Origin of the sequence: Sinomonas sp. G460-2, assembly GCF_047759905.1 — a bacterium.
GTDB lineage: Bacteria > Actinomycetota > Actinomycetes > Actinomycetales > Micrococcaceae > Sinomonas.
The window spans coordinates 1-20,869 of sequence record NZ_JBKZWT010000001.1 but is presented as its reverse complement, the minus strand read 5'-3'; the positions used below and the strand labels follow the sequence as shown (position 1 = coordinate 20,869).

Sequence of the window (20,869 nt, the reverse complement as noted above, 5' to 3'; positions counted from 1 at the left end):
TGTGTCGATCCAGCTGTTCCCCGACAACACCGTTCTGATCAACTTCGCGTACCTGCACCGAATGGACCTCCTGCGCAAGCTCGCTAAGAACCCCGCATGGTGCGCCACTGTTGCCCACGAATGCAACGAATCCTCCCAGGAGCCTGACCTCGAAGACCTTGTTGAGGCCAACGACATCTTCGGCGAGCCACTCAGGCCCGACTCCGGCGCAGAGCACGTGGCCATCCAGACCTATCGAACCAAGATCGCCCGCCCCGGAGATGCCCCCTACAAGAACTACGGGGAGGCCGAGACCCTTGCCATCATCGAAAGCCGCTCGATGAGGGGAATCTTCGTCACCGACGACAAAGGCGTAGCCCGAGCCATCCAAGAGCAGCCCGACAACGGGCTCCAGGTCTCCATCGTCACAACCTGGGAGCTGCTCCGTGTGGCCGCCCGGCGCGGATTCGTTGACAGGGACACCCTCTGGTCCTACGTTCACGTCCTCCGGAACAAAGGACGCCACCAGCCCCCGTGCGCACTCAATCGTGAAGCTTTCGAGCGATGGCTGGACGAGACGTAGGCCCTGTGCTTCCTAGTTCAGAGCGATGATGGCCCCTAAATGTCCCCGGGCGCCTCTAGCTCGGATCGATGCGGGACCTCGTGCGGGAACCAATGCGGTGTATCGCGCGACCCGTATGCGTGACTCGTGCGGTACGCCATGCGGGAGATCGTGGCATATGCCGTGATCGCTGACACGGGCTGCCACGCACGGGTCGGTCGAGCGTTTCCGGCCCGCCCGCGCACTGCCCCATGGGAAAGGGCAAGAGCGTCATGCTCGTCCCTGAGCTGACCGCACCGGTCATTAATCCTCGGAGTAGAGGTACAGAGGTGCACGGCCTGAGACAACACCGAGACCGTGAGTAGACACGGCCAGTCGGATGACCTTCGCGATCTTGCGGACGCTTGGCATCCTCAAATCTACTATGTCGCCCGTGCGGGAAGACTTTGACGTGAAGCCGATGAGCTGAGCCCTGTCAAGCGAATGAGGGCGCGGGACGGTTAAGCCGCCGGCTCGGAGTAGGCGCGAACGTTTTCGCATCGCAAGCCAGATACGCGCCGCGATCCATGCATCAAGCTTTCGGAGACCGTCTTCGTCGTCTATTAAGGGAAAGAATGACATGACTCCTTCGAAGGACATCGGCGGTATAGCGCCTGTCTGAAACCGTCGGATATCCTTTTCGGACAAGGGGCCGTAGAGATAGCGCCGGAGCTGCCAAATCAGAGTTGCATAGTCTCGATCAACATCACTAAGACGACTTGGTTCTTGCGTTCCCTTGAGCGGCTCTAAAAGCAGGTTGGTAAAAATCAGATCGCCGATTCTGTCCTTAATCCGGTCGACCGAGGCATCTTTCATCTTTACGTTGCGCAATCCAAGTCGGTGCCCGAGATAGTCCACGTGCTTTGTTGAGGACATCTCGACATGCGCTGTCTCCTCCTTGGCGAGGAGCCGTATGCCAAGGCTTTTCTCGGAGTTGATTGGCGAGCCGATATGGCTTGATGCATCGTGAAGGATGGAGGCGGCCTCGCCGATGCGTCCATAGTCCGTGCTCCAAATGAGAGTGTCATCTGCGTAGCGAACGAAACCCACGCCAAGCCTCTCCAGAGCGCGATCGAGCTGAGACGCGGCAACATTGGCAAGGAACAGGCTAAGTGAGGTTCCTTGGGGGATCCCTTGCGTGCGCGATGGTTTACTTACAGATTTGTCTGCTGCCGTGAGGTAAGGTTCAGGGGCTTCAAGAAAGCGTTCGATCACATACTGTTCAAGCGGTGTCCTCGTGATTCCCATCGTGTCGAGTGTTTCCAGCAGGAATCCGTGATCAACCGTGTCAAAAAACTTGCTGAAATCATACTCGGCGACGAATAGTCGGTGCTCCCTTCTGAACTCAGTCGAGACGTATGAGATCGCGTCGTGCGGACCGAGGTCCGGCCTGTAAGCGTAGGCGCGGGCGCTTATCCGTGGAAGGTTCTTCCTCGTGAGAGATCTCAGTAGACGGTTGGAGACCACCTCATCTGCGATCTGAAAGGTGCTGACGACGCGCTTGCCGCCCGAAGGCTTGGGTACGCTGAATCCGGCTGGAGGCCTGGGTGAGTAGGCGCGGTCTCTGAGTCGCTCCGTGATCGCATGGGCGATGCGTTTGTGGTGGGAGCGAACGACGTAGGGGTTAAAGCCCGGATCGAGATTCCACGTCTCAGGGCGGCGAACCGGAAGGATCGTCGGGGCTTCCGTGCTGCGCCTGCGGCGCCTCACGTTCTCATCGTGGACGAACTTCGCGTATGTCTCATGCTCCTTGATGAGCCGGACGGACGCTCCCCGGACATGCTCATCAAGCTTCCACCACATGAGCACCTCCCTCATCTTCGATAACGTGCTGGGGCTGCGCAGTATGCTCAGCCCCAGCGTCAGCTTCGAGTCCAGGCAAAATGTGCACCATGCGGGCAGCCGACTTGCGACGACGGCCCCAGTGGAGGCAGGCGGTGATCAACCGTGATCTGCTCCAAACCGGCTCGATGCCTAGTCCCACTGGGGACCTAGGCCGGAGTCTACCGGCGCGGAGGTGCGCCGCTGGTCTACCTACGCCGGGTGTGTTGATGTTATTCCTCGGCTTCAGCCGGCAGGTGCTCCCAGGCTCAGGGTAAGACCGAGTCCGGGAGCGACTCATTCAATAAGCTGCGTCGGCGATCCCGTTGGTCGGCTGAAAGTGCGGGTGACGTTTGAAGTGGACCACTCGGTGACCTACAGCCTGCAAAACCTGCAAAACGTGACTCATGGAGCGCAGCCGTGAAAGCCAAAACCTCTGGTCAAGGGCGGTTAGAGGGGTGATCCGGGCACCTGGGGGTCAAGGTGGAGCCTGGGCTGCTCTGCTGTGGTTGTCCGGCGTTTAGAAGCATGGAGCGAGTAAACTGATACCGCGTGTGGCTCTTTCGCGTGCGAATTGACGCGGTTCTCGTTGCGAGTGGCACGTAGAAGGCATGAATGGGCGGAAGCACTGCCGAACCCGCAGGATTCCGCGCCTCCCGACTTCACGGGCAAGAACTGGGCCTTCTGAGAGAGAGAGTGTGAGATAGAGGTCTAGTTGCAAGTTTGATCCTCTATTTGCAAAAAGCGGACGGCCTATCTGCAAGTACTTGCAGATAGGCCGTCCATTTCCGCTGTTCGCGACTTGCAGCTTCCTCGGATGCTAGGCCGCGGAGGCTCACGATCTGTTCGGCGGACGCCGAGCAAGTTGCAGTCCAGCGGCATGTATGCCCTTTCCGAAGACCTTTGCCATGCGCGGCGAGATCGATCCGCCAACTAGTTCAGCCGACGCTGCACCAGCTCTAGATCGTTGCACGGAACCGTTGCGAAAGGCCTCGAACCACCCTATTGCCCCGCGGAACAGCGGTTCTGGGTGATGGGGCGTTTGGGTGCACCCAGTGCGACGAAATTGACGAGGAAGGAAGCCCGCGACCTGCTCGTGCGAGGGGTTTCACTGCGCAATTGAGCATCTGGGCATGGCTGGTGCCCCTCGGGCCGGTGGCGTTTGGGTCGTCAGTTGGGCCAGAGAGTGCAGTTATCGCTCAGATGAATCATCGGAAACGCTCAGTGGCTCCGCGGGTCCTGAAACTCGGGCCCAACGTAGCCTCTGCCACGACATCTATGCACCACGCGTATCGGATCAAGGGATTGATTGCATTGGACGTGGGATTGTGATGCCTCTTACATTCGTGGAAGCGGGCGCCGGTTGTTGATCTTGCTGCACCCGCGCACCCATCAGTCAGAGCGCAAAGGAGCGCAAGTGCCATGACTCCATCTTTCGGTATCTGGGGCCTCGTGTGACCGCGGGGACGTCAGGGCAGCGGCCCTCGGCCAAGCGCGAATGGGGCGGCGGAGGCGGCCGGACAGCCTTCGCCGCGGCGTTCGCCTACGGTGCGGGTCCAGTACTCATGCTCACGACGGCGAGCGTGTTCATCAAGCCGACGATCGCGGCTACGGGCTGGACGACCACCGAGGTGCTGATCTCTCCGTGGCTCTCATTGATGTTCGGCGTCTTCTCCGTCATCGCTGGCCGCGTCGCCGACCGTCGCGGTGTCAAGCTGACAGCTGGCCTCGGCCTTGTTGCCTACACCATCCTGCTGGTGGTCTTCGCGATTATTCCTTCGAACCTGTTCCTCTTCTACACGGTGGCCGCCTTCATCGGTTTCTTCGGATCATTCGGCTACCTTGTCGTTCTCAACCGGGCCATCGTTCCGTGGTTCGAGAAGAGCATCGGGACGGCGTTCGGCTTGGTCGGCGCAGGAGGGACCCTGATGCCGTTCGCAGGGGTGCCGCTTGTGAGCTGGGCGGTTTACTCATGGGGATGGCACACCGGCTATCTTGTCCTCGCGGCCTTCTCGCTGGTCATCGCGATCCCGGCCGTGCTATTCGGCATCGTCAAGCCGATGCCTGGTGAGGGAGTCCAGGTGTCTGCGGCCGCGGCCGTGGAAGAGGCCGACGCAGGAGTCGCGCCCGAAGGTCAAGTCCCGCTCGATGGCGACGGGCGGACGGTCCGTGACGTGCTGAAGATGCCGAGATTCTGGGCGCTCATGTTCGCGAACCTGTTCGTGGCCGGGGCGGCCAACGCGTTCCTCTCGAATATGGCGCCCATCCTGCTCGACGGTGGTCTGGGTGTGGTGGCGGCCACCGTGATCACAAGTGTGTTCAGCGTCGGCGCGGTGGCAGGCCGACTCGGCGGTGGTTTCCTGCTGGACGTCGTATCCAGGTACAAGGCGGCGTACATCCTCCTCGGCATCTCCCTGATCGGAGCGCTGCTGCTCACCCAGGCCAGGCTGCTGCCCGTGGTGCTGGTGGGTCTGGGCGCGATCCTGGTGAGCGTCAATCAGGGCGCAGAGGGCGACATCATTGCGTACTTCGTCGTGCGGGAGTATCCGCGTTCGCGGTTCGGGACCCTGTTCGCGGTCTCGTACATCGCGTCCGGGATCGGCGGGCTCCTCTTCCCGATTGCATTCGGGCAGATCATCGACCGGACTGGTTCCTACACGGGCGCCATCTGGCTCGGCGCGGGGCTGTTCGTGGTCGGGATGGCGTTGTTCACCGTCCAGCGGCTCCTGCCGGGCGCCGGCGACCTCCGTTCGGGTCGCAATCTCGGCTCGCGAGCGGCAGAGCCCATCGCGGCGTCGGTGATCGAGGCTTGAGCGAAGCAAGCCGAAGGGCGAGAACCGCGTGGTCGGAGGGCTGCGCGGCTCTCGCATGCGCTCCTCCATTCCATGCACCAGATGAATTCAAGTACCACTTAAGATGCATTGGCCCTATCGCCTTCCGATCCCTAGCGTTGAACCGGCGGCGCTGCATTGGCGCCGCCCATTCGACGGCGAGAGCGAGGACTCAGGTGACCATCACCCAGAAGAAGACGACGAGGCTCAAGGCGCTGTTCCATCGCCCTGAAACGGTCATCATGCCGTTCGGCATCATGCCGATCCACGCGCAGATGGCAGAGGCCGCGGGATTCGAGGCCTTTGAGGTGTCCGGTGGCATGACCGCGTTCTGGTACGGCGTGCCGGACGTCGGCCTGCTCACCATGACCGAGGTGGTGGCGCATTGCAAGCGGGTCGCCGATTCCGTCGACATCCCCGTGTTCTGCGACGCGGACACGGCGTATGGCCCAGGGCCGGCTAGCATCCGCCGTACGGTCCAGGAATTCATCGGGGCGGGTGTGGCCGGCATCCACATCGAGGACCAGGCCGACCCGAAGAAGGCCGGCGGCCAGACAGGCATCGCGCTCGTCGATGACGAGGTCGCGATCGGCCGCCTGAACGCAGCGTGCGATGCTCGCGACGAACTCGACCCCGACTTCGTCATTGTCGCCCGCACTGATGGCTATGGGGCAGGCGGCGGCAGTCTCGAAGAGGCCATTCGGCGCGGTCGCCTCTATGCTCAGGAGACCAGCGCCGACGTCGTCTTCTATGAGGGCCTGCACACGTGGGAGCAGATCCGTGAGGCGCTCGCGGCTACCCCAGGCACGCCCGCGTACGTCATACCCTCGTCCAATCTGAACACCAGGCCGGGTCTTGCCGAGCTCACCGGGATGGGGCAGTCGATCGAGGTCACGCCGTTCATCTATCCGGGTGTCATCGAGCCGTGGAAGATGCTGCTCGACATCAGGGAGAACGGCAGTTCGGAGCCTCTCGCCGACTACATGGCCAAGCACCACACGCTGAAGGGGACCGACCTCTTCGTCGGACCCGGGGACAGGTTCGTCAGGCCGAGCTACCAGGACGTCCGGGGCTACGAGGAGAAGTACCTCCCAGGGTCGATGCAGAGGGACTACGCCAACAACCCGAATGTCGATGACTGAGTGCTCCGCGGGGGCGATACGCACGCGACCGTCCGGCGACTCCAGCCGCTCGACGGTCGCGGCGCTTGTGGGAGCCTGTCTGACGGCGGGCCTGCTGCAGACCGTCGTCATCCCCCTCCAGTCGCAGCTTCCCGCGCTCCTGGGCGCGCCGCGCGGGCTGACCGCGTGGGTCGTCACGGGTGCTGCGGCAGGGGCGGCCGGATTCGCTCCCATCAGCGGGCGCGCAGGAGACCTCTACGGGCGCAAGCGGGCAGCGGTCGCCGTCATGGTCGTGTTCACCGTCGGCTCGATCACGGCCGCCCTGACCTCGGATGCCGGTGTGATGATCGCTGCCCGGATCGTGGAGGGCATCGCGATCGGCGTCGTCCCGCTGTCCGTCTCGATCATGCGGGATGTTGTGGGACCGGAGCGCCTGCCGGGAGCGATCGCGCTCGCATCGGGGATGCTCGGAGGCGGTGCGGCATTCGGTATGCCGATCGGCGCGGCGATCGCGCGGTGGTTCGACTGGCACGTCGTGTTCTGGCTGTGCGCCCTGCTCGGGGCGGGCTGCTCGGCGTGGCTGGCAGCGGCGGTGCCGCAGCGCGCCGGCCCGCCGGCCGGACGGTTCGACTTCCTCGGAGCCGCCGGCACCCTTCTCGGTTCGGCGGCGCTCCTGACAGCCATTGCCCAAGGCATGGAATGGGGCTGGTCGTCCGAACCTGTGCTGGGATTGATCGGTGCCGGCGTCGTCGCGCTCCTTCTCTCGAACGCCTGGATGCTGCGTACGCCCCAGCCGCTGATCGACGTGCGCGTGGCCCTGCGGCGACCGGTGCTGTTCACGAACTCGGCCGCGCTGCTGATCAACTTCGCGAACATGGGCTCGAACGTCGTCCTCCCGCAGCTCATGACCGAGCCGCGTCTTATGGGCCTCGGCGTGGATCCGCTGACCGCCTCGCTCGTGATGATGGCCGCGGCGCTCTCCCAGATGCTGGCAACCCCGTTCGTGGCCCGCATGGGCCGATTGGCCGGTCCACAGGCCATGCTCATCACCGGTGCAGGGATCGGCTCGGCGGCGATTGCGGCACCGGCATTCGCCCCATCGGGCATCTGGGTCATCGTCGTCGTGAACATCGTGGTCGGCGTCTGCTTTGCGTTCGTGTTCTCCGCCTTCCCGCAGGTCATCATGGCCTCGGTGCCGCGCGCCCAGATCGCCGCGGCCAACGGGCTCAATGCGCAGATCCGCACGTTCGGCACATCGGCGGGCGCGGCGATCCCGGGGGCGATTCTCGCGGTGCAGGGCGGGCCGACCTCGGCGGCGTTCACGGTGGGACTGATCGCGTGCGCGTCGGCTGGACTGGCCGGCGCGGGAATCGGTCTGCTGGTGCCGCGACGGCGGCCACGTCGAGTCCAGGAGGTCGACTACGCGGGCGACTCCGCCAGGATTCCTGCGGCCGGCCATGCCGGAGACTGAGGGATTCTGAGGTGAGGTCGGTGGCGCCAGCGGGCACAGCCGCCGGATTGCCCCGCAGTTCTTCCCCGAGGATCACCAGGGGTGCTTGACCTCTTCCAGCGAATACGACGCGCGTGCGCGGTCGGCCGCGAGCCTCATGACGTAGCGGACAGCCGGCGAGAGGGTGCGGTGCGCAGGCCTGCTGAGCATGACCGGCTGATCGCCGAGTTCTTCGCCGCGGTCGGCGATCTCGAGGCGGACCATGCCATCGAGACCGGGATCGAGGTACGAGATGAGCACGGCGTCCGTGTCTTGGGCGAGCCGATTCATGATGCCCGAGTCGTCGACCTCGATGGTGGCGTAAACGAGCTTGGCGAGCTCGGGAGACGTCCGGGCCGACAGCAGCTCGTTCCACGCGGTGCCGCACACCCGGGGGAAGCTCCCGACGTCGGTGAACGTCACGCGCTTCTGTGCCGCCAGAGGGTGCGCGGGACGCACCCAGAATTCGGTCCGGGCGTAGCCGAGCACGGTCGACTGGAGCTTGTCGCTCCAGCCGGGGTTGGGTGCGCGGGAGATGAAGAAGTCGAGGTCGCCGTCGAGCATCATCGAGTACATGGCCTGTGCCCGGGCGAGCACGATGCTCAGCGTTACCTCGTGCCCGCTTTCGACGACGGACTGCACCACGTCCGGCGCGATGACTCCGCCGATGGCAGGTCCGGCGCCGAAGCGGACGGTGCCCTTGATGCCCCGCGAGCGGTCGGCGATGTCGGCCTCGATGCTGACTGCGTGCCGGAGGAGGTCCTCTGCGTGCTGCAGGAACTCGGTGCCGATCTCGGTCAGGGCAACGCCGTTGCGGCCCCGATCGAGCAGCTTCGCCTGAAGGGTGTGCTCGAGGCTCTGGACGGTGCGCGTGAGCGTGGGCTGCGACACGTGCAGCGCCGCCGCTGCGGACGTATAGCTGCCATGGCGGGCGAGCACGGTGAACTGCTCGAGCTTGACGATGTCAAGCATCGTCGTGCTCGATCCGGAATGGGTCGAGGGGCGAGCCGGGCTCGTAGACGTCTCCCAGCAGCCGGGTGCCCTCGTACGTCAGGAGTAGCTGCCCGCTTGCCGGGTCGCCGTCGCGGATCCCAGTGAGCCTCGCAATCGTGTTGCGTGCCGCGCCCGGGCCGGTTGTGATGCTCAGCGTCCCGACCTCGCCGTCGATGGCAAAGGCCGGATCGCCGATCAACACGTCGAGCATTCCGCCGTGCGCCTGGAAGTGCACGCTCCCGACAAAGGCAAGCGAGGACCTGGGAATGCCCTGGAAGACAAATCCCTCCTCGGTCTCCTCTGCGCCGTCGCCGAGGGCCACGGTTCCCTCGCTGCCGCGGACATAACCGACGAAGCTGCGCCGGATGGGCCAGATCAGTTTCACGAGCGACTCCCTCGTTATTCACAAATCGTATTGAAAAGTATAGCTACATGCTAGTGAAGCATGGTTGGCCCTCCATACAGTACAGGGAGACCGGCTCGCCGGTAAGTCGCATCAAAGAGGATGCACCGTCGAGTGGAGAGGACTCATTCAAAGTGGTCACGGAAATGAAGTTCGACGGCGCGAGCGCCGTCGTCACGGGTGCTGGGAACGGGATCGGCCGCTCGATTGCCCTCGAGCTGGGGCGTCTGGGCACCAGGGTGCTCATCGCCGATCTCGACGGCGACGCTGCGGCCGGTGCGGCGGAGGAGATCAGCGCGGCGGGCGGCACGGCCCGCTCCCGCAAGCTCGACGTCACCGACTACGCCGCGGTCGAGTCGCTGGCGGACGAGGCGTTCAGCGAGTTCGGCCGGGTCGACATCCTCCACAACAACGCCGGTGTTACTTGGCGGCCCTTCCGTGCAGTGTGGAACGCGACGCTCGCGGACTTCCGCTGGATGACCGAGGTGAACTACTTCGGCGTCGTGAATGGCGTCATGGCGTTCCTTCCGCGGATGCGGGAGCAGGAAGGCCGCAAGCAGATCCTGAACACCTCGTCGATGGCGACCACGTCACTCACGCCTGGCCACGGCCTGTACACGGCCGCGAAGCATGCCGTCGATGGCCTCAGCGACACCCTCCGCGAGGAGCTGATCGACCATGGCGACGACTTCGGCGTCACCGTGCTGTACCCCGGCCAGATCACGACCGGCATCGGCGAGCGCAGCCGGGACATCCGGAAGCTGGAAACTGGGGAGGACCTGTCTCAGGGCATCGCCTACGTCCAGGTCCGGGATGCGAAATGGGCCCACAACGAACCCAAGACGGCCGAGAACGTCGGCAAGCAGGTCGTCGAGGCGATCGTGCACAACGACCCCTACTGCCTCACACACCCCGCCCCCATCGAGTACCTCGAGGCCCGCAACCAGCTCTGGGTCCAGGGCTACCGCGGATACTGACCAAAGGAGAGAACGCCATGACACTGCCTGAGGACATCGACGCAAAGCTCGTCGATCCCAAGTTCTTCGCCGGCACCGAGTTCCACGCCGTGCTCAAGCAGCTCCGCGAGGAGGACCCCGTGCATTGGACGGATGCGCCAGGGTACTCGCGCGGGTTCTGGACGCTGACCCGCTACGAGGACTGCCTCCGCCTGCTCCAGGAACCGGAGAACTTCTCCAGCGCTGCGGGCACCCACATCCCTCCCAACGGCCGCGACCTCACCGAAGAGGAGCGGTACAAGATGGGGTACGACGTCAATCTCGTCGTGCTCGACCCGCCGAAGCATCAGGCACTGCGTGCTCCGTTCAACCCGCACTTCAGCGTCCCTGCCGTCGCGAAGTTTCATCAAGACTGCGACCGGATCGTCGACGAGATTCTCGATGAGATCTCCGGAGACGGGAGGGCGGAGGGGGTCACCCAGATCGCCGCGCTGCTGCCCGTCCGGCTCTTCCTGAGCCTGATGGATGTGCCGCGCGAGGACTGGCAGAAGGTGCGCGGCATCACGCTGCGGATGCTGCACCCCGACGATCCCCGCTGGGGAGACCCGAACGCGACCGACTACAACGCGATGATCGCCGACGCTATGGGCGAGCTTAACGACTACATGTCCCACCATGTGCTCGCCCGCCGCGGCAAGTCCGGCGGCGATTTCGCGACCCTCATTGCGAACAAGGACTACCGCGGAAAGCTTCTCAGCGAGCGGGAAGCCGGGAACATGGGCTTCACCGTCGTGGCAGGCGGCCTGGAGACGACCCGCAATGCTGCCGCGATCGCGATTATGGAGCTTGCGAAGCGCCCCGAGCAGGCTGCGCTACTGCAAGACGACAAGGCTGCGAAGACCGCGGTCGAGGAGATCATCCGCTGGGTGACCCCGTCCAAGAACCGACTGCGCGTGGCAACCAGAGACCTGGAGATCGGCGGCAGGCAGATCAAGCAGGGCGATTGGGTGGTCGGGTGGGTCGTCTCGGCCAACCGCGACGAGACGGTGTTCGGCCCGTCCGCGACCGAGTTCGACATCACCCGCAATCCGAACCCGCACCTCGGCTTCGGCGACGGCGAGCACATCTGTCTTGGCCGGAACGTTGCGCGTCTCGAGCTGCGCGTCCTCCTGCAGAAGCTGTTCGCACGCTTCCCCGACCTGCACCTCGCCGGAGAGCCGGAGTGGGTGCATTCCACCAACACCACAGGCCTGACGAGCCTTCCGCTGGCCTTCGAGCCGCGCGTACCTGCCATCGCCTGAAGAAGGGAACGAGACCAATGCCCAAAATCACGTACATCACCCCGGCTGACGGCGTCGAGCACGAAGTAGCGTTCACGCCCGGCGACTCGGTGATGACCACGGCGGTGAACCATGACATCCCGGGCATCGAGGGGGAGTGCGGTGGCGAGATGAACTGCGGGACCTGCCACGTCCGGGTCGCCGAGTCCTGGCGCATGAAGTTCTCGGAGCCGGACTGGGACGAGGCTGTCATGCTCGACATCGTGGACCGCCAGCCGGACAGCCGGCTCGGCTGCCAGCTCAAGCTGAGGCCCGAGCACGACGGCGTGCGTGTCACAGTCGCGACCACTGAGGACTGAACGCTGATGGAACGATTCGATGTCCTCATCGTCGGCGGCGGCCACGCGGGTGTCGCGCTCGTGGGCCAGCTGCGCAAGTCCGGCCACCAAGGCCGGATCGGGGTGCTCGAGGCCCAGGCGCAGCTGCCCTATGAACGCCCCCCGCTCTCCAAGGGATACATGCTGGGCGAGGTCGGCGGAGCGGAACTACTGCTGCGCCAGGCGGAGTACTGGGCCGGCGGAGCGGCTGAGCTCCTCACTGCCGTGACGGTCACCCAGATTGATCCGGTCGGGCACACGGTGACGACCGCGGACGGCAGGGTCATAGGCTACGGGGCTTTGGTGTGGGCGGCCGGGGCTGCCGCCCGGAGGCTGGAATTGCCGGGGGCAGACGCACGGAACGTGGTCTCGGTCCGGACCCTCGAGGACGCGCAACGGCTCGCCGAACTCACGCGTCAAGCGAAGCACGCCGTGCTCATCGGCGGCGGATACATCGGCCTAGAGACGGCGTCGACGCTCTCGAAGCTCGGCCTCTGTGTGACCGTGCTGGAAGCGGCTGATCGGCTGCTCGCACGGGTCGCCGGCCCAGTGCTCGCCGGGCACCTCCAACAGGCGCACGAAGCTCGCGGCGTGCGGGTCGTGACGAGAGCCCGGATCGCTGCCATCGAAACCGATGGGGATCGGGCAACAGCAGTGATGCTGGAGAACGGCGAACGGCTTCCGGCCGACATCATGGTCGTCGGCGTCGGCGTCGCTCCCCGTGTCGAGGTGCTTTCGTCGGCCGGTGCCGAGGTGTCCAACGGCGTCGTAGTTGACGAGGCCTGCCGTTCCACCCTGCCCGACGTCTATGCGGTCGGTGACATCGCCTCGCAGCGGAACTCATACTTCCTCGGGGGTGAACGGCTCCGTCTCGAGTCTGTGCCGAACGTGACAGAACATGCACGGTTCGTCGCCGCCGACCTGCTCGGGCAGCCGATCCCCGAGCGCGGCGTGCCGTGGTTCTGGTCGAACCAGTACGAGTTCAAGCTGCAGACCGCAGGCATCCTCACCGGGTTCGACGAAGAGGTCATCCGCGAACAGACTGACCACACCTTGGTTGTCGGCTACTTCAAGGAAGGGATCCTCCTAGCCGCAGACACCATCGGCGCTCCGAAGGACTTCAACGCAGTCAAGGCCATCCTCGGCCGAGGGATCAGCATTACCCCGGCGGACTTCGCGAACCGCGAGGCCCCGCTCACCGAGAGACTCCGCCCTGTCCTGACGCCCTGAGCCTTGATCCAATCGATGCGCATTGAGCACGTGCGAGGACGCTTCAAGGGTGCGAGCGCACTGCGAGGCGTATAGACCCAGTTACCCGAACGCTTTGGGGTAACGCGGGCCCCATCAGTCAAATCCTGCGAGTGTTCCGTTTGTAAGCCCCCAGCAGGCGGGCGATCTAGTTTTCTACCGTGAAAAGATGCAGCGGAAGTCCGAAGCTCATTAAGACCGCGGGTCAGAGCGCGCCGTCGGCTCGAGGGGCCGAGTGGCCCGGCGGGAAGTACGACTCCAGATCCGGGTGGCCCGGCTCGTGCTCCTCGCGGACGAACCAGAAGACGCAGTCCTGTTGGGGCCCTTCTCCCACGCTGCGGCTCACCTGAAGTCCCTGGGGGCGGGGATGGTCAGCCGTGCCGGTCGAGCGCCGCGAGCAGGCGCTTGACCGATCCGCCGAGGTTCCACGCCGAGGCGAGCCGTTCGAGCTCGAGGCGGGGGCCGTCGTCGACCGCCCGGAGCCGTGCCCCGGCGGCGTCGAGCGCGGGGAGGTCGAGGTCGCGGACCACATTCACCACTGCGGGAGCCACCTCGAGGTAATCGGCGGCTGCGTTGAGCTTGGCCCGCATCGGGGCCGGCAGCCCACTGTCGGGATCCTCGGCCGCTTCCAGGAGGCCCTCGAGCGTGCCGAAGCGCCCGATCAGGGTAGCGGCGGACTTCTCGCCGATACCCGCCACGCCTGGGAGCCCGTCCGAGGCGTCGCCGCGGAGCACCGCGTAGTCGGCGTACTGCTCGGGCAGCACGCGGTACCTGCCCACTACGACGGCTTCGGTGACGGTCTCGAGGTTCTTCATGCCGCGCGCGGTGTAGACGATCCGCACGTCGCGGGCGTCATCGACCACCTGGAAGAGGTCGCGGTCGCCGGTCACGACGTCTACGGGCAGCGTGGCATGCTCGGCATAGCTGCCGATGACGTCGTCTGCCTCGTGTTCCGGGGCGCCGACGACGGCGATCCCGGCGAGGCCCAGCACGTGGCGGATCAGCGGGATTTGGGCGACGAGGCCTGCGGGGACGGCCTCGACGTCGGGGCCGTCCGCCACGTTCCGCTCGACCCGGTGGGCCTTATAGGAGGGAATGAGGTCCACGCGCCAACGCGGGCGCCAGTCGTCGTCCCAGCACGCGACGAGGTGGGTGGCGCCGAAGTCCACGGTGAGCCGGGCGATCATGTCCAGCAGTCCGCGGACGGCGTTGACCGGCGTCCCGTCCTCCCGCCGGATCGACTCGGGCACCCCGTGGAAGGCGCGGAAGTACAACGAGGCGGTGTCGAGGAGCATGAGGCGCTCGGTCATAGCCCATCCTGACATGGTCGCCGCGTGGGCAGGATGGTCAACGGCTCTTGGGGGCGACCTGCACATCGTCATCTGGGTCCCCGGTGGATGCGACAGGCGATCCTTACGATCCTCGCCGCCTGGGGCGCTTCCCCTGGTCACCTCCGACAAGCGTGGCCATCGTCGACGGAAGGCACGCCCTGCGAAGCTGCCGACGGAGGGGCGCAGATCGCCGTGGCCATCGGTGGCGATTCGGCGTAGCGTCCGCTGGATACCGGGCCGATGAGCGCTGCCGCTGAGCGTGATGCCACCGGGATCATGCGGTGTTCAGCCATCCACACGCGGGAGCATGCCAGCGATGAGGTTGCGAGCGGTGATGCCGGTACGCGTCGCGGGGACCAGCAACGCGGCGGCCAAGGCAAAGCCGCGCTGGCGCGGGCCGCTCGCCTTGCGGTGGCGGGTCTCATAGGCGCGGAACGCGGCGGCGTGGTCGTTGGGCGTGGCGGCCAGAGACTCGGCGAAGGTTGCTGCTCCGATCATGGCCAGGCTGGACCCGTCTCCGAAAAGGGACACGCAGGAGGCCGCATCCCCGAGGAGTGCCACCCGGCCGCTCGACCAGACCGGCAGCCGAACCCGGCTGATCGAGTCGAAGTACAGGTCCTGAACGGCGCGCAGGCGGTCCAGGAGGTCCGGGATGTCGGGCGGATGCCAGCTGTCGTCGGCGTAGGCGTCGAGGACGACCCGCTTGTGGGCTTCGGTGTCGCGATGGCCAAGGTCGGGGATGGCCGGCCCGCGGAAGATGAAGCCGACTCCTGCTTCGCCGCGCACCGGGTGCACGGTCAGAGAACGACCCGGCGCGTTGTACATGAGGATGGTGGTCGGGTCGGCGGCGGGGCGATCGAGCGGCAGGGTGGCGATGTACAGGCCGAGGTGGTGGACGAATTCCTCCTCAGGGCCGAACACCAACGTACGCACGCTCGAGTGCAGTCCGTCGGCGCCGACGATCAGGTCGAATCGGCGCGGGGCGGTGCGGCGGAAGGTGACCTCAACCCCGCCGGGGTCCTGGCGCAGCGCGGTGATCGAGTCGCCGAACAAGAATTCGGTGTCGTCGCGAGCGGCGTCGCTGATGATGGCCGCGAGGTCGTTTCTTGGCACCTCGACTTCGTCACTGCGTGGCCGGCCCAGCCGCAGCGGACCGATTGGGCGACCGCTGTCGGTGACGAAGGCAAAACCGGTCGCGAAGGTGGCGGCTTCGCGCAGGCCCGGCAAGATTCCCATCCTGCTGGCAATCTGGGCGGCCTCGCCGCGGACGTCGACGGGGTTGCCGCTCGAACGCCGATCCTCGGCGCGCTCCACAATCGTCGGGTGGAACCCATATCGCGCCAGCCAGTACGCCAGAGTCGGCCCAGCGATACCGGCACCGCAGATCAACACCGAAGACCGATGCATGCCCGCGATCCTACTCCCGCTCGCGGCCAAACCCTGTTGGCGCGGTCCACTCCGAGACGGGCAACTTGCGCAGCGGCGCTTCGTCGTCGTTCGGCATGGCAAAACCTCTACGACAAGAAGACCGCGTACTTGAGGATCAGAAGTGCAGCAGCGCCGGAATCGGGCTCCGCGCACCCTCTGCGAGCGCCGCCTCCCACTCCTCGCGATTCAGAGTCCCTGGCAGCGCCGCGCGGGCCTCGTCTAGTTCCGGGATGGCATCTCGGCGCGCGTCGTCGAGGCGGACGGCAGCGGCCTCGGCGGCGCCAAGAAGCACCGCTGCCGCGCGGGGGCCCTTCCTTGTCAGCGCTGACGTGGCCAGCAGCGCCAGCGCGGTAGTCAACTCGTAGGCGTCCGTGGTGGTGGCGGCCATCCCTGCGCTCTCGGTCAGCAGCCCGACCGCCGCACTCGAGTCTCCGCGCAGCGCGGCCGTTTGGCCTAGGCCCAGCAAGCAGCGGGCGGCGCATCGCCGGTCCCCAATGCGCCGGAACCCACCAAGAAGCAGCCCGAAGCCGGCTGCCGCGGCTACCCGGTTGCCAGTTCTGAGGTCGAGCCGCGCTCGGAAAAGGTCTGAGTGCAGCAGCTCGTGCTCGTTGCCGGTGGCCAGCGCGAGCGCACGGGCCTCCTCGAGCCACGCACTCGCCTCGTCCAGCCGTATCCCGGCGTCCACGCAGCGATGAGCCATCTGGTTCAGGCAGTTGGCCCGCTTGACCTGATCGCCGTGCTCTCCGAATAGCGCTGCTGCCCTGAGGAGGCTCGCCACCGAACGGGGCGTCGCTTCCTCGCCGAGGCCAAGGCCCTCCAACGCGAGGGCTTGGTGCCAGCGGTCGCCGAACGCACCGAAGGTCCGCTCCGCTGCCTCGAGTTCGGCCTGGCCGGCCCCCGAGCCTTCGTGGTATCCCAAGGCCCAGCCCAAGGCCAGCTGCGTCAGTGCCACGGTGGCGCTGTCGCCGTCGGCGGCCAGCGCAGCCCCCTGTCGGGCCCTGTCCAGCGCCGCTCCCGTGTCCTGGCAACAGAGGACGACGGCGGCTGCGGCGCAGGCGCCTGCGTTCAGAGCCGCCGGTGGCGGCGACTTCTCCAATTGGTCGAGCCAGTCGAAGATCTCTCGCCGGACCCCGAGGGTCTCCCAGCCCATCCCGATGCCAGCCAGGAAAGCCCAGGCATCCGCGGTCTGGCCGCTTTCGAGCGTCCAAGACATCGCGGTGCGCAGATCCGGCCACCTTTGCTCGAACCAGGAGAGTGCCCGCGGCTGGTCCGGGCCACGGAGCCCCTGCGCCAGCTCGAGAGCATGGTCCAAGTGGTACCGGGCATGGCGCCTGGCCAGTAGCTCTGACTCGCCGCGCTCCGCGAGCCGGGCGGCAGCCGCGTGCCGCACGCTGTCCAGCATCCTGAAGACCGTGATGCCGCCGACCGTTCGCGCGGAGACGAGGGAATGGTCTACGAGCTGGGGCAGCAACCGGCGCACGTCGGGGCTGGTGAGCGGAGGGGCGGCCAGGACCTGTTCTGCGGTGCCGTAGTCGAAGTCCGCCGGGAACACAGAGCATCGTTCGAAGAGGAACAGCTCTTCGTCGGAGAGGAGCTCAAGGCTCCACTGGAGGGCGGCTTCTAGGGTGCTGTGCCGCGTGATGGCACCGCCGGGTCCCGACCTGAGAAGTGCCTCGTCGAGGTGGGCAAGCAGTTCCTGCGGCGTGAGCGCACGAAGGCGGGCCGCTGCGAGCTCGAGCGCGAGCGGGAGACCGTCGAGATGTCGGCACACGGCCGCCACGGCGCCGGCATTCTCGGGGTTGACGGAGAAGCTGGCCAGCGAGCTCGCTCCCCGCTCGGCGAACAGCCGTCCGGCCGAGGATGCCAGCACCACGTCCGGGTCGTCGGTCTCGGACGGCACGGAAAGCGGGCCCAACTCGTACAGGGACTCGCCCTCGACGCGAAGCGGCCGCCGGCTCGTTGTCAGGACTCGCAGGGCCGGGCAGCGCGGCATCCACTCGCGGAGCAGCTCGGCGAGGGCTTCGACGACGTGCTCGCAGTTGTCCGCCAGGATCCACGTCTCGCTCTCCCGGAGGGCCTCGGTGAGGCGGTCCGGGAGGCTGCCGCCTCCGTGCTCGAGTCCGAGCGAGTCCGCGACGAAGACCGCAACGTCCCCCTCGGGCGGCAATGAGGCGAGGTCGATGAGGAGCGGAATCCCGCGCTCCGAGCTGGCGGCCACCTCGAGAGCCAGACGGGTCTTGCCCGTCCCAGCGGGTCCGGTGACGGTCACGAGTCGGTGGAGCGTGAGGAGCTCCGACAGCCTCGTCATCTCTTCCTCGCGCCCGATGAACGAGGTCAGCGGTCGCGGCAGCGTCCACGCTGGGACCCCAGCGCGGTTCAAGAGCTCGGCTGCGGCGGCCAGGGAGAGCCGATCGCTCCCGCCCAGCTTGCGGAGCAATGCCGAGACGTGGCTTTCTACGGTGCGCTCAGACACGAATAGCTGGGCGGCAATCTCGCTATTGCGCAGCCGCAGCCCCACCAGACGGAGCACGTCCAGTTCCCGCTGCGTGACGCCAGCGTGCCGCAGAGTCGCAGGAACCTCGCCCACGCTCATGAATTCATCATGGCACATGCCGGCTTCGGAAATCCGTACTGAACACGGATGTGGGTGGTCCCAGCAGGCGATCGAATAGAGGAACAGGGAACACCATTTCAGAGAAAGGCACGACGATGACCGCCATCGCGCAGCTTCAGAGGACCCTCAGTGTCAGCGGGCTTCGCATCGAGCATGCCGGCGCGCTCCTGATCCGGGGCATCGAGGCCGGCATCGAGCGACTCCGCGACAGCCTGCGGCGGTCCTGGGCCGCAGCTGCCGAGATCGACCAGTCCTTCGACCGCCGCAACGAGGACCTGCGCCAGCTCATGGCCGTGCGCGCGCCGCGGCTGCCTGAGGACTTTTGATGCGCGTCGTCCACCGTCACAAGGCCGCACGACGACCTCACGTTGCCTCCAGATTCACCCGTTCAACGGTGACCATGCGCGGCGCCTGGAACGAGAGAAGGCGAATCCACTCGGGGGCCGGGTCGGCAAGGCGGACGCGCGGGAGTGCGGCGGCGGTTTCGTGGACGACGACGGCGGCCTCGAGTTCCGCGAGCTTCGCGCCGAGGCAGCGGTGGATACCTGAGCCGAACGCGAGACCGTAGTCGGTTGGGCGCCCCGAAGCGGCCAGCCGATGGTTGCCGGTCAGTTCGAGAAGGATCTCTGCGCCGGCGGGGATCGTTTCCCCGCCGAGCTCGGTTTCCCGGGCGGCCACGCGGCGCCACGTTGGTACGGACGACTCGGTCGCGAGGACCCGCCGGACCGCCTCTCGAGCGAGCGCCGGATCGGAGGCCTCCGCCCACGTGACCGAGCACGAGCCCTCCAACACCCGGAACAGCACGGTGCTGATGAGCTGGGTCGTGGTCTCCTGGCCCGCGATGAGCAGGAAGTAGCCGAGCGAGCAGATCGCCGGATTCGAGAGGCCGTGCGCATCGAGCGCTCCGAACAGATTCCGCGACGGCGACACCACGGAGTGGTCCACCAGATCCCGCAGCCAGTCGTAGAACTCGGCGGCGCTGTGGGCGAGTTCGAGCTGGCGGTCCGGATCCGGCCAGCCCCAGAACAGCTCGAGTGACTCCCTGCTCCACGCCTTGAGCGCAGCGAGCTCGTCGCCCGGAACGTCGATGCCGAGCAGTTCGAGCATGAGTATCGCGGGCGGCAGCGCGGCCACGGCGTCAACGAGGTCGATGCGGTCTCCCAGGGCGCCACTGGACAGGCTCAGCGCGGCCGCCGTCCGCGCCGACTCCCGGGCGAGCTCGCGGATGCGCGGCTCGATCGCCGCGACCGTTGCCGGGGTGAAGAAGCCAGCGACCACCTTGCGAATGCCGGCATGCGAGTCGGTGTCGTTGCTGGCCAGGATCGGCGGGAGCGCGAACCGCGCGCGCTGCAAGACGCGCAGCGACGCCCCGGTAAGGGGCGTGACGGCGACGAGCGCGTTCGCAGGGCTGAAGTCCTGGGGCCGGTGCAGGACCTCCCGCGCGAGACCCGGGTCCCGCACGACGTGATAGGCGGTGAGGGGTACAGCACTGGGAGATGCGGCACTGGGAGCTGCGGCACTGAGAGATGCAGCGCTCATGCCGGCACCAGCCCGGCGAGCCACACCGCCGAGCTCGCGCCGAACTCCTCGGACGCCAGGAGCGGCGCGCCCTCGGGGATCGCTCCAACGAGCGGAACATCCCAGCTCGCGAGCCGAAGGATGTTGCCCCTCTCGGCAAGCCCGGGCTGCCGGGGCCGCAAGCCGAGGACGAGCCCGAGGACGCGCAGACCGCGCCGTTCGAGGGCCTCGAGCGTGAGGGCCGTGTGGTTGAGCGTGCCGAGCGCCGCGCGGGTGACGACGACGACGCCGGGCCGGGTGCCGCCGTCGTCCATTGCCTGGGCGAGGTCGGCGATCGTCGCCCCGGAATCGTCGAGCTCCACGAGGAGGCCCCCCGCGCCCTCGACCACCACGTGATCGTGCACCCGGGCGAGTTCGCGAACGCGGCGTGCATGCTCGGCGACCGTCGGGAGCGCAATGCGGTCGAACTCCGCTGCGGGGAGAGGGGCGAGCGGCTCGCGGAGCACCGTGCCCGCGTGAGCTGTGACGTCGCCGCACAGGCGGCGCACCTCGGCGATGTCGGAGTCGCCGTGGGCGCTCCCGGTCTGGACCGGCTTGTACACGGCGACGGTCCGGCCGCGCCGATGGAGCGCGGCCGCGAGGGCCGCGGTCGTCACGGTCTTTCCGACGCCGGTGTCCGTCCCAGTGACGACGATGACACTGGGGATGTCTCCTGAAGCGAAATTCACAGGGCTTCCTTCAGCCGGCTCGCCAGCACGGCGCAGGCGCGGTCGATGTCGTCGGGGGTGAGGCCGGCGTGGGCCGTGAGCCGCAGGCGTGAGATTCCGTCGGGCACCGAGGGCGGGCGGAAGCAGCCCACCCTGACGCCGGACTCGGCGG

18 protein-coding genes and 1 pseudogene are annotated in these 20,869 nt (G+C 66.5%); 9 read left to right on the top strand and 10 right to left on the bottom strand.

Annotated elements, in window-relative coordinates:
• The first annotated feature begins 1 nt into the window (after nucleotide 1).
• The gene (locus ACLN58_RS00095) at nucleotides 2–562 is read left to right on the top strand and encodes a hypothetical protein (protein ID WP_415853234.1); all 561 of its coding nucleotides are present in this window, start codon (nucleotides 2–4) and stop codon (nucleotides 560–562) included.
• Nucleotides 563–844: 282 nt separating this feature from the next.
• Here ACLN58_RS00095 and ACLN58_RS00090 read toward each other — a convergent pair whose 3' ends face one another.
• Entirely contained in the window at nucleotides 845–2,398 is a 1,554-nt protein-coding gene (locus ACLN58_RS00090) for a reverse transcriptase domain-containing protein (RefSeq protein WP_415853233.1), read from the bottom strand.
• Nucleotides 2,399–3,855: 1,457 nt separating this feature from the next.
• Here ACLN58_RS00090 and ACLN58_RS00085 point away from each other — a divergent pair.
• The 3 genes from ACLN58_RS00085 (at nucleotide 3,856) to ACLN58_RS00075 (ending at nucleotide 7,824) form a co-directional block, all read left to right on the top strand.
• A complete protein-coding gene (locus ACLN58_RS00085; RefSeq protein ID WP_415853232.1) occupies nucleotides 3,856–5,214 on the top strand; it encodes an MFS transporter in 1,359 nt (452 codons plus the stop codon).
• 194 nt (nucleotides 5,215–5,408) lie between these two features.
• On the top strand, nucleotides 5,409–6,374 hold the full coding sequence (locus ACLN58_RS00080; RefSeq protein ID WP_415853231.1) for an isocitrate lyase/PEP mutase family protein: 966 nt from the start codon (nucleotides 5,409–5,411) through the stop codon (nucleotides 6,372–6,374).
• The gene (locus ACLN58_RS00075) at nucleotides 6,367–7,824 is read left to right on the top strand and encodes an MFS transporter (RefSeq protein ID WP_415853230.1); all 1,458 of its coding nucleotides are present in this window, start codon (nucleotides 6,367–6,369) and stop codon (nucleotides 7,822–7,824) included. Before ACLN58_RS00080 ends, ACLN58_RS00075 begins: the two co-directional genes overlap by 8 nt.
• A gap of 72 nt (nucleotides 7,825–7,896) precedes the next feature.
• Here the strand turns inward: ACLN58_RS00075 and ACLN58_RS00070 are convergent, their stop codons facing one another.
• Nucleotides 7,897–8,814 carry a LysR family transcriptional regulator gene (locus tag ACLN58_RS00070; RefSeq protein WP_415853229.1) on the bottom strand — a complete coding sequence of 306 codons (918 nt, stop codon included), beginning with the start codon at nucleotides 8,812–8,814 and terminating at the stop codon, nucleotides 7,897–7,899.
• Nucleotides 8,807–9,220: an HtaA domain-containing protein gene (locus tag ACLN58_RS00065; RefSeq protein WP_415853228.1), complete on the bottom strand. Its 414-nt coding sequence runs from the start codon at nucleotides 9,218–9,220 to the stop codon at nucleotides 8,807–8,809. The genes ACLN58_RS00070 and ACLN58_RS00065 overlap by 8 nt, the downstream gene beginning before the upstream one ends.
• Before the next feature lie 152 nt (nucleotides 9,221–9,372).
• On the opposite strand from ACLN58_RS00065, the gene ACLN58_RS00060 reads away from it, so the two are divergent.
• The 4 genes from ACLN58_RS00060 to ACLN58_RS00045 are packed head-to-tail and all read left to right on the top strand — an operon-like array spanning nucleotide 9,373 to nucleotide 13,081.
• Entirely contained in the window at nucleotides 9,373–10,215 is an 843-nt protein-coding gene (locus ACLN58_RS00060) for an SDR family oxidoreductase (protein WP_415853227.1), read from the top strand.
• A 17-nt stretch (nucleotides 10,216–10,232) separates the two neighbouring features.
• Nucleotides 10,233–11,495, top strand: a complete 1,263-nt coding sequence (locus ACLN58_RS00055; protein ID WP_415853226.1) for a cytochrome P450 — start codon at nucleotides 10,233–10,235, stop codon at nucleotides 11,493–11,495.
• A gap of 17 nt (nucleotides 11,496–11,512) precedes the next feature.
• Nucleotides 11,513–11,833 (top strand): 2Fe-2S iron-sulfur cluster-binding protein, encoded by a 321-nt coding sequence (locus ACLN58_RS00050; RefSeq protein ID WP_415853225.1) that lies wholly within the window; start codon nucleotides 11,513–11,515, stop codon nucleotides 11,831–11,833.
• 6 nt (nucleotides 11,834–11,839) lie between these two features.
• Complete coding sequence (locus ACLN58_RS00045) at nucleotides 11,840–13,081, top strand: NAD(P)/FAD-dependent oxidoreductase (protein WP_415853224.1); 1,242 nt, start codon at nucleotides 11,840–11,842, stop codon at nucleotides 13,079–13,081.
• A gap of 223 nt (nucleotides 13,082–13,304) precedes the next feature.
• On the opposite strand, the gene ACLN58_RS00040 is transcribed toward ACLN58_RS00045, so the two are convergent.
• The 4 genes from ACLN58_RS00040 to ACLN58_RS00025 all read right to left on the bottom strand — a co-directional run bounded on the left by ACLN58_RS00040 (nucleotide 13,305) and on the right by ACLN58_RS00025 (nucleotide 18,451).
• The gene (locus ACLN58_RS00040) at nucleotides 13,305–13,445 is read right to left on the bottom strand and encodes a hypothetical protein (protein WP_415853223.1); all 141 of its coding nucleotides are present in this window, start codon (nucleotides 13,443–13,445) and stop codon (nucleotides 13,305–13,307) included.
• A 25-nt stretch (nucleotides 13,446–13,470) separates the two neighbouring features.
• The gene (locus tag ACLN58_RS00035; protein ID WP_415853222.1) at nucleotides 13,471–14,409 is read right to left on the bottom strand and encodes a 5'-3' exonuclease; all 939 of its coding nucleotides are present in this window, start codon (nucleotides 14,407–14,409) and stop codon (nucleotides 13,471–13,473) included.
• A 306-nt stretch (nucleotides 14,410–14,715) separates the two neighbouring features.
• Complete coding sequence (locus ACLN58_RS00030; RefSeq protein WP_415853221.1) at nucleotides 14,716–15,837, bottom strand: FAD-dependent monooxygenase; 1,122 nt, start codon at nucleotides 15,835–15,837, stop codon at nucleotides 14,716–14,718.
• Nucleotides 15,838–15,973: 136 nt separating this feature from the next.
• On the bottom strand, nucleotides 15,974–18,451 hold the full coding sequence (locus ACLN58_RS00025; protein WP_415853220.1) for an ATP-binding protein: 2,478 nt from the start codon (nucleotides 18,449–18,451) through the stop codon (nucleotides 15,974–15,976).
• Between the two features lie 116 nt (nucleotides 18,452–18,567).
• On the opposite strand from ACLN58_RS00025, the gene ACLN58_RS00020 reads away from it, so the two are divergent.
• Nucleotides 18,568–18,798 carry a hypothetical protein gene (locus tag ACLN58_RS00020; protein ID WP_415853219.1) on the top strand — a complete coding sequence of 77 codons (231 nt, stop codon included), beginning with the start codon at nucleotides 18,568–18,570 and terminating at the stop codon, nucleotides 18,796–18,798.
• Nucleotides 18,799–18,835: 37 nt separating this feature from the next.
• Here the strand turns inward: ACLN58_RS00020 and ACLN58_RS00015 are convergent, their stop codons facing one another.
• The 3 genes and pseudogenes from ACLN58_RS00015 to ACLN58_RS00005 form a co-directional block, all read right to left on the bottom strand.
• Nucleotides 18,836–19,933: a cytochrome P450 gene (locus tag ACLN58_RS00015; RefSeq protein ID WP_415853218.1), complete on the bottom strand. Its 1,098-nt coding sequence runs from the start codon at nucleotides 19,931–19,933 to the stop codon at nucleotides 18,836–18,838.
• Between the two features lie 74 nt (nucleotides 19,934–20,007).
• Nucleotides 20,008–20,718, bottom strand: coding sequence for a dethiobiotin synthase (gene bioD, locus ACLN58_RS00010; RefSeq protein WP_415853217.1), 711 nt, complete (start codon nucleotides 20,716–20,718; stop codon nucleotides 20,008–20,010).
• Nucleotides 20,715–20,869 (bottom strand): annotated as a pseudogene (locus tag ACLN58_RS00005) (8-amino-7-oxononanoate synthase); the annotation flags it as partial. The gene bioD and the pseudogene ACLN58_RS00005, both read right to left, overlap by 4 nt.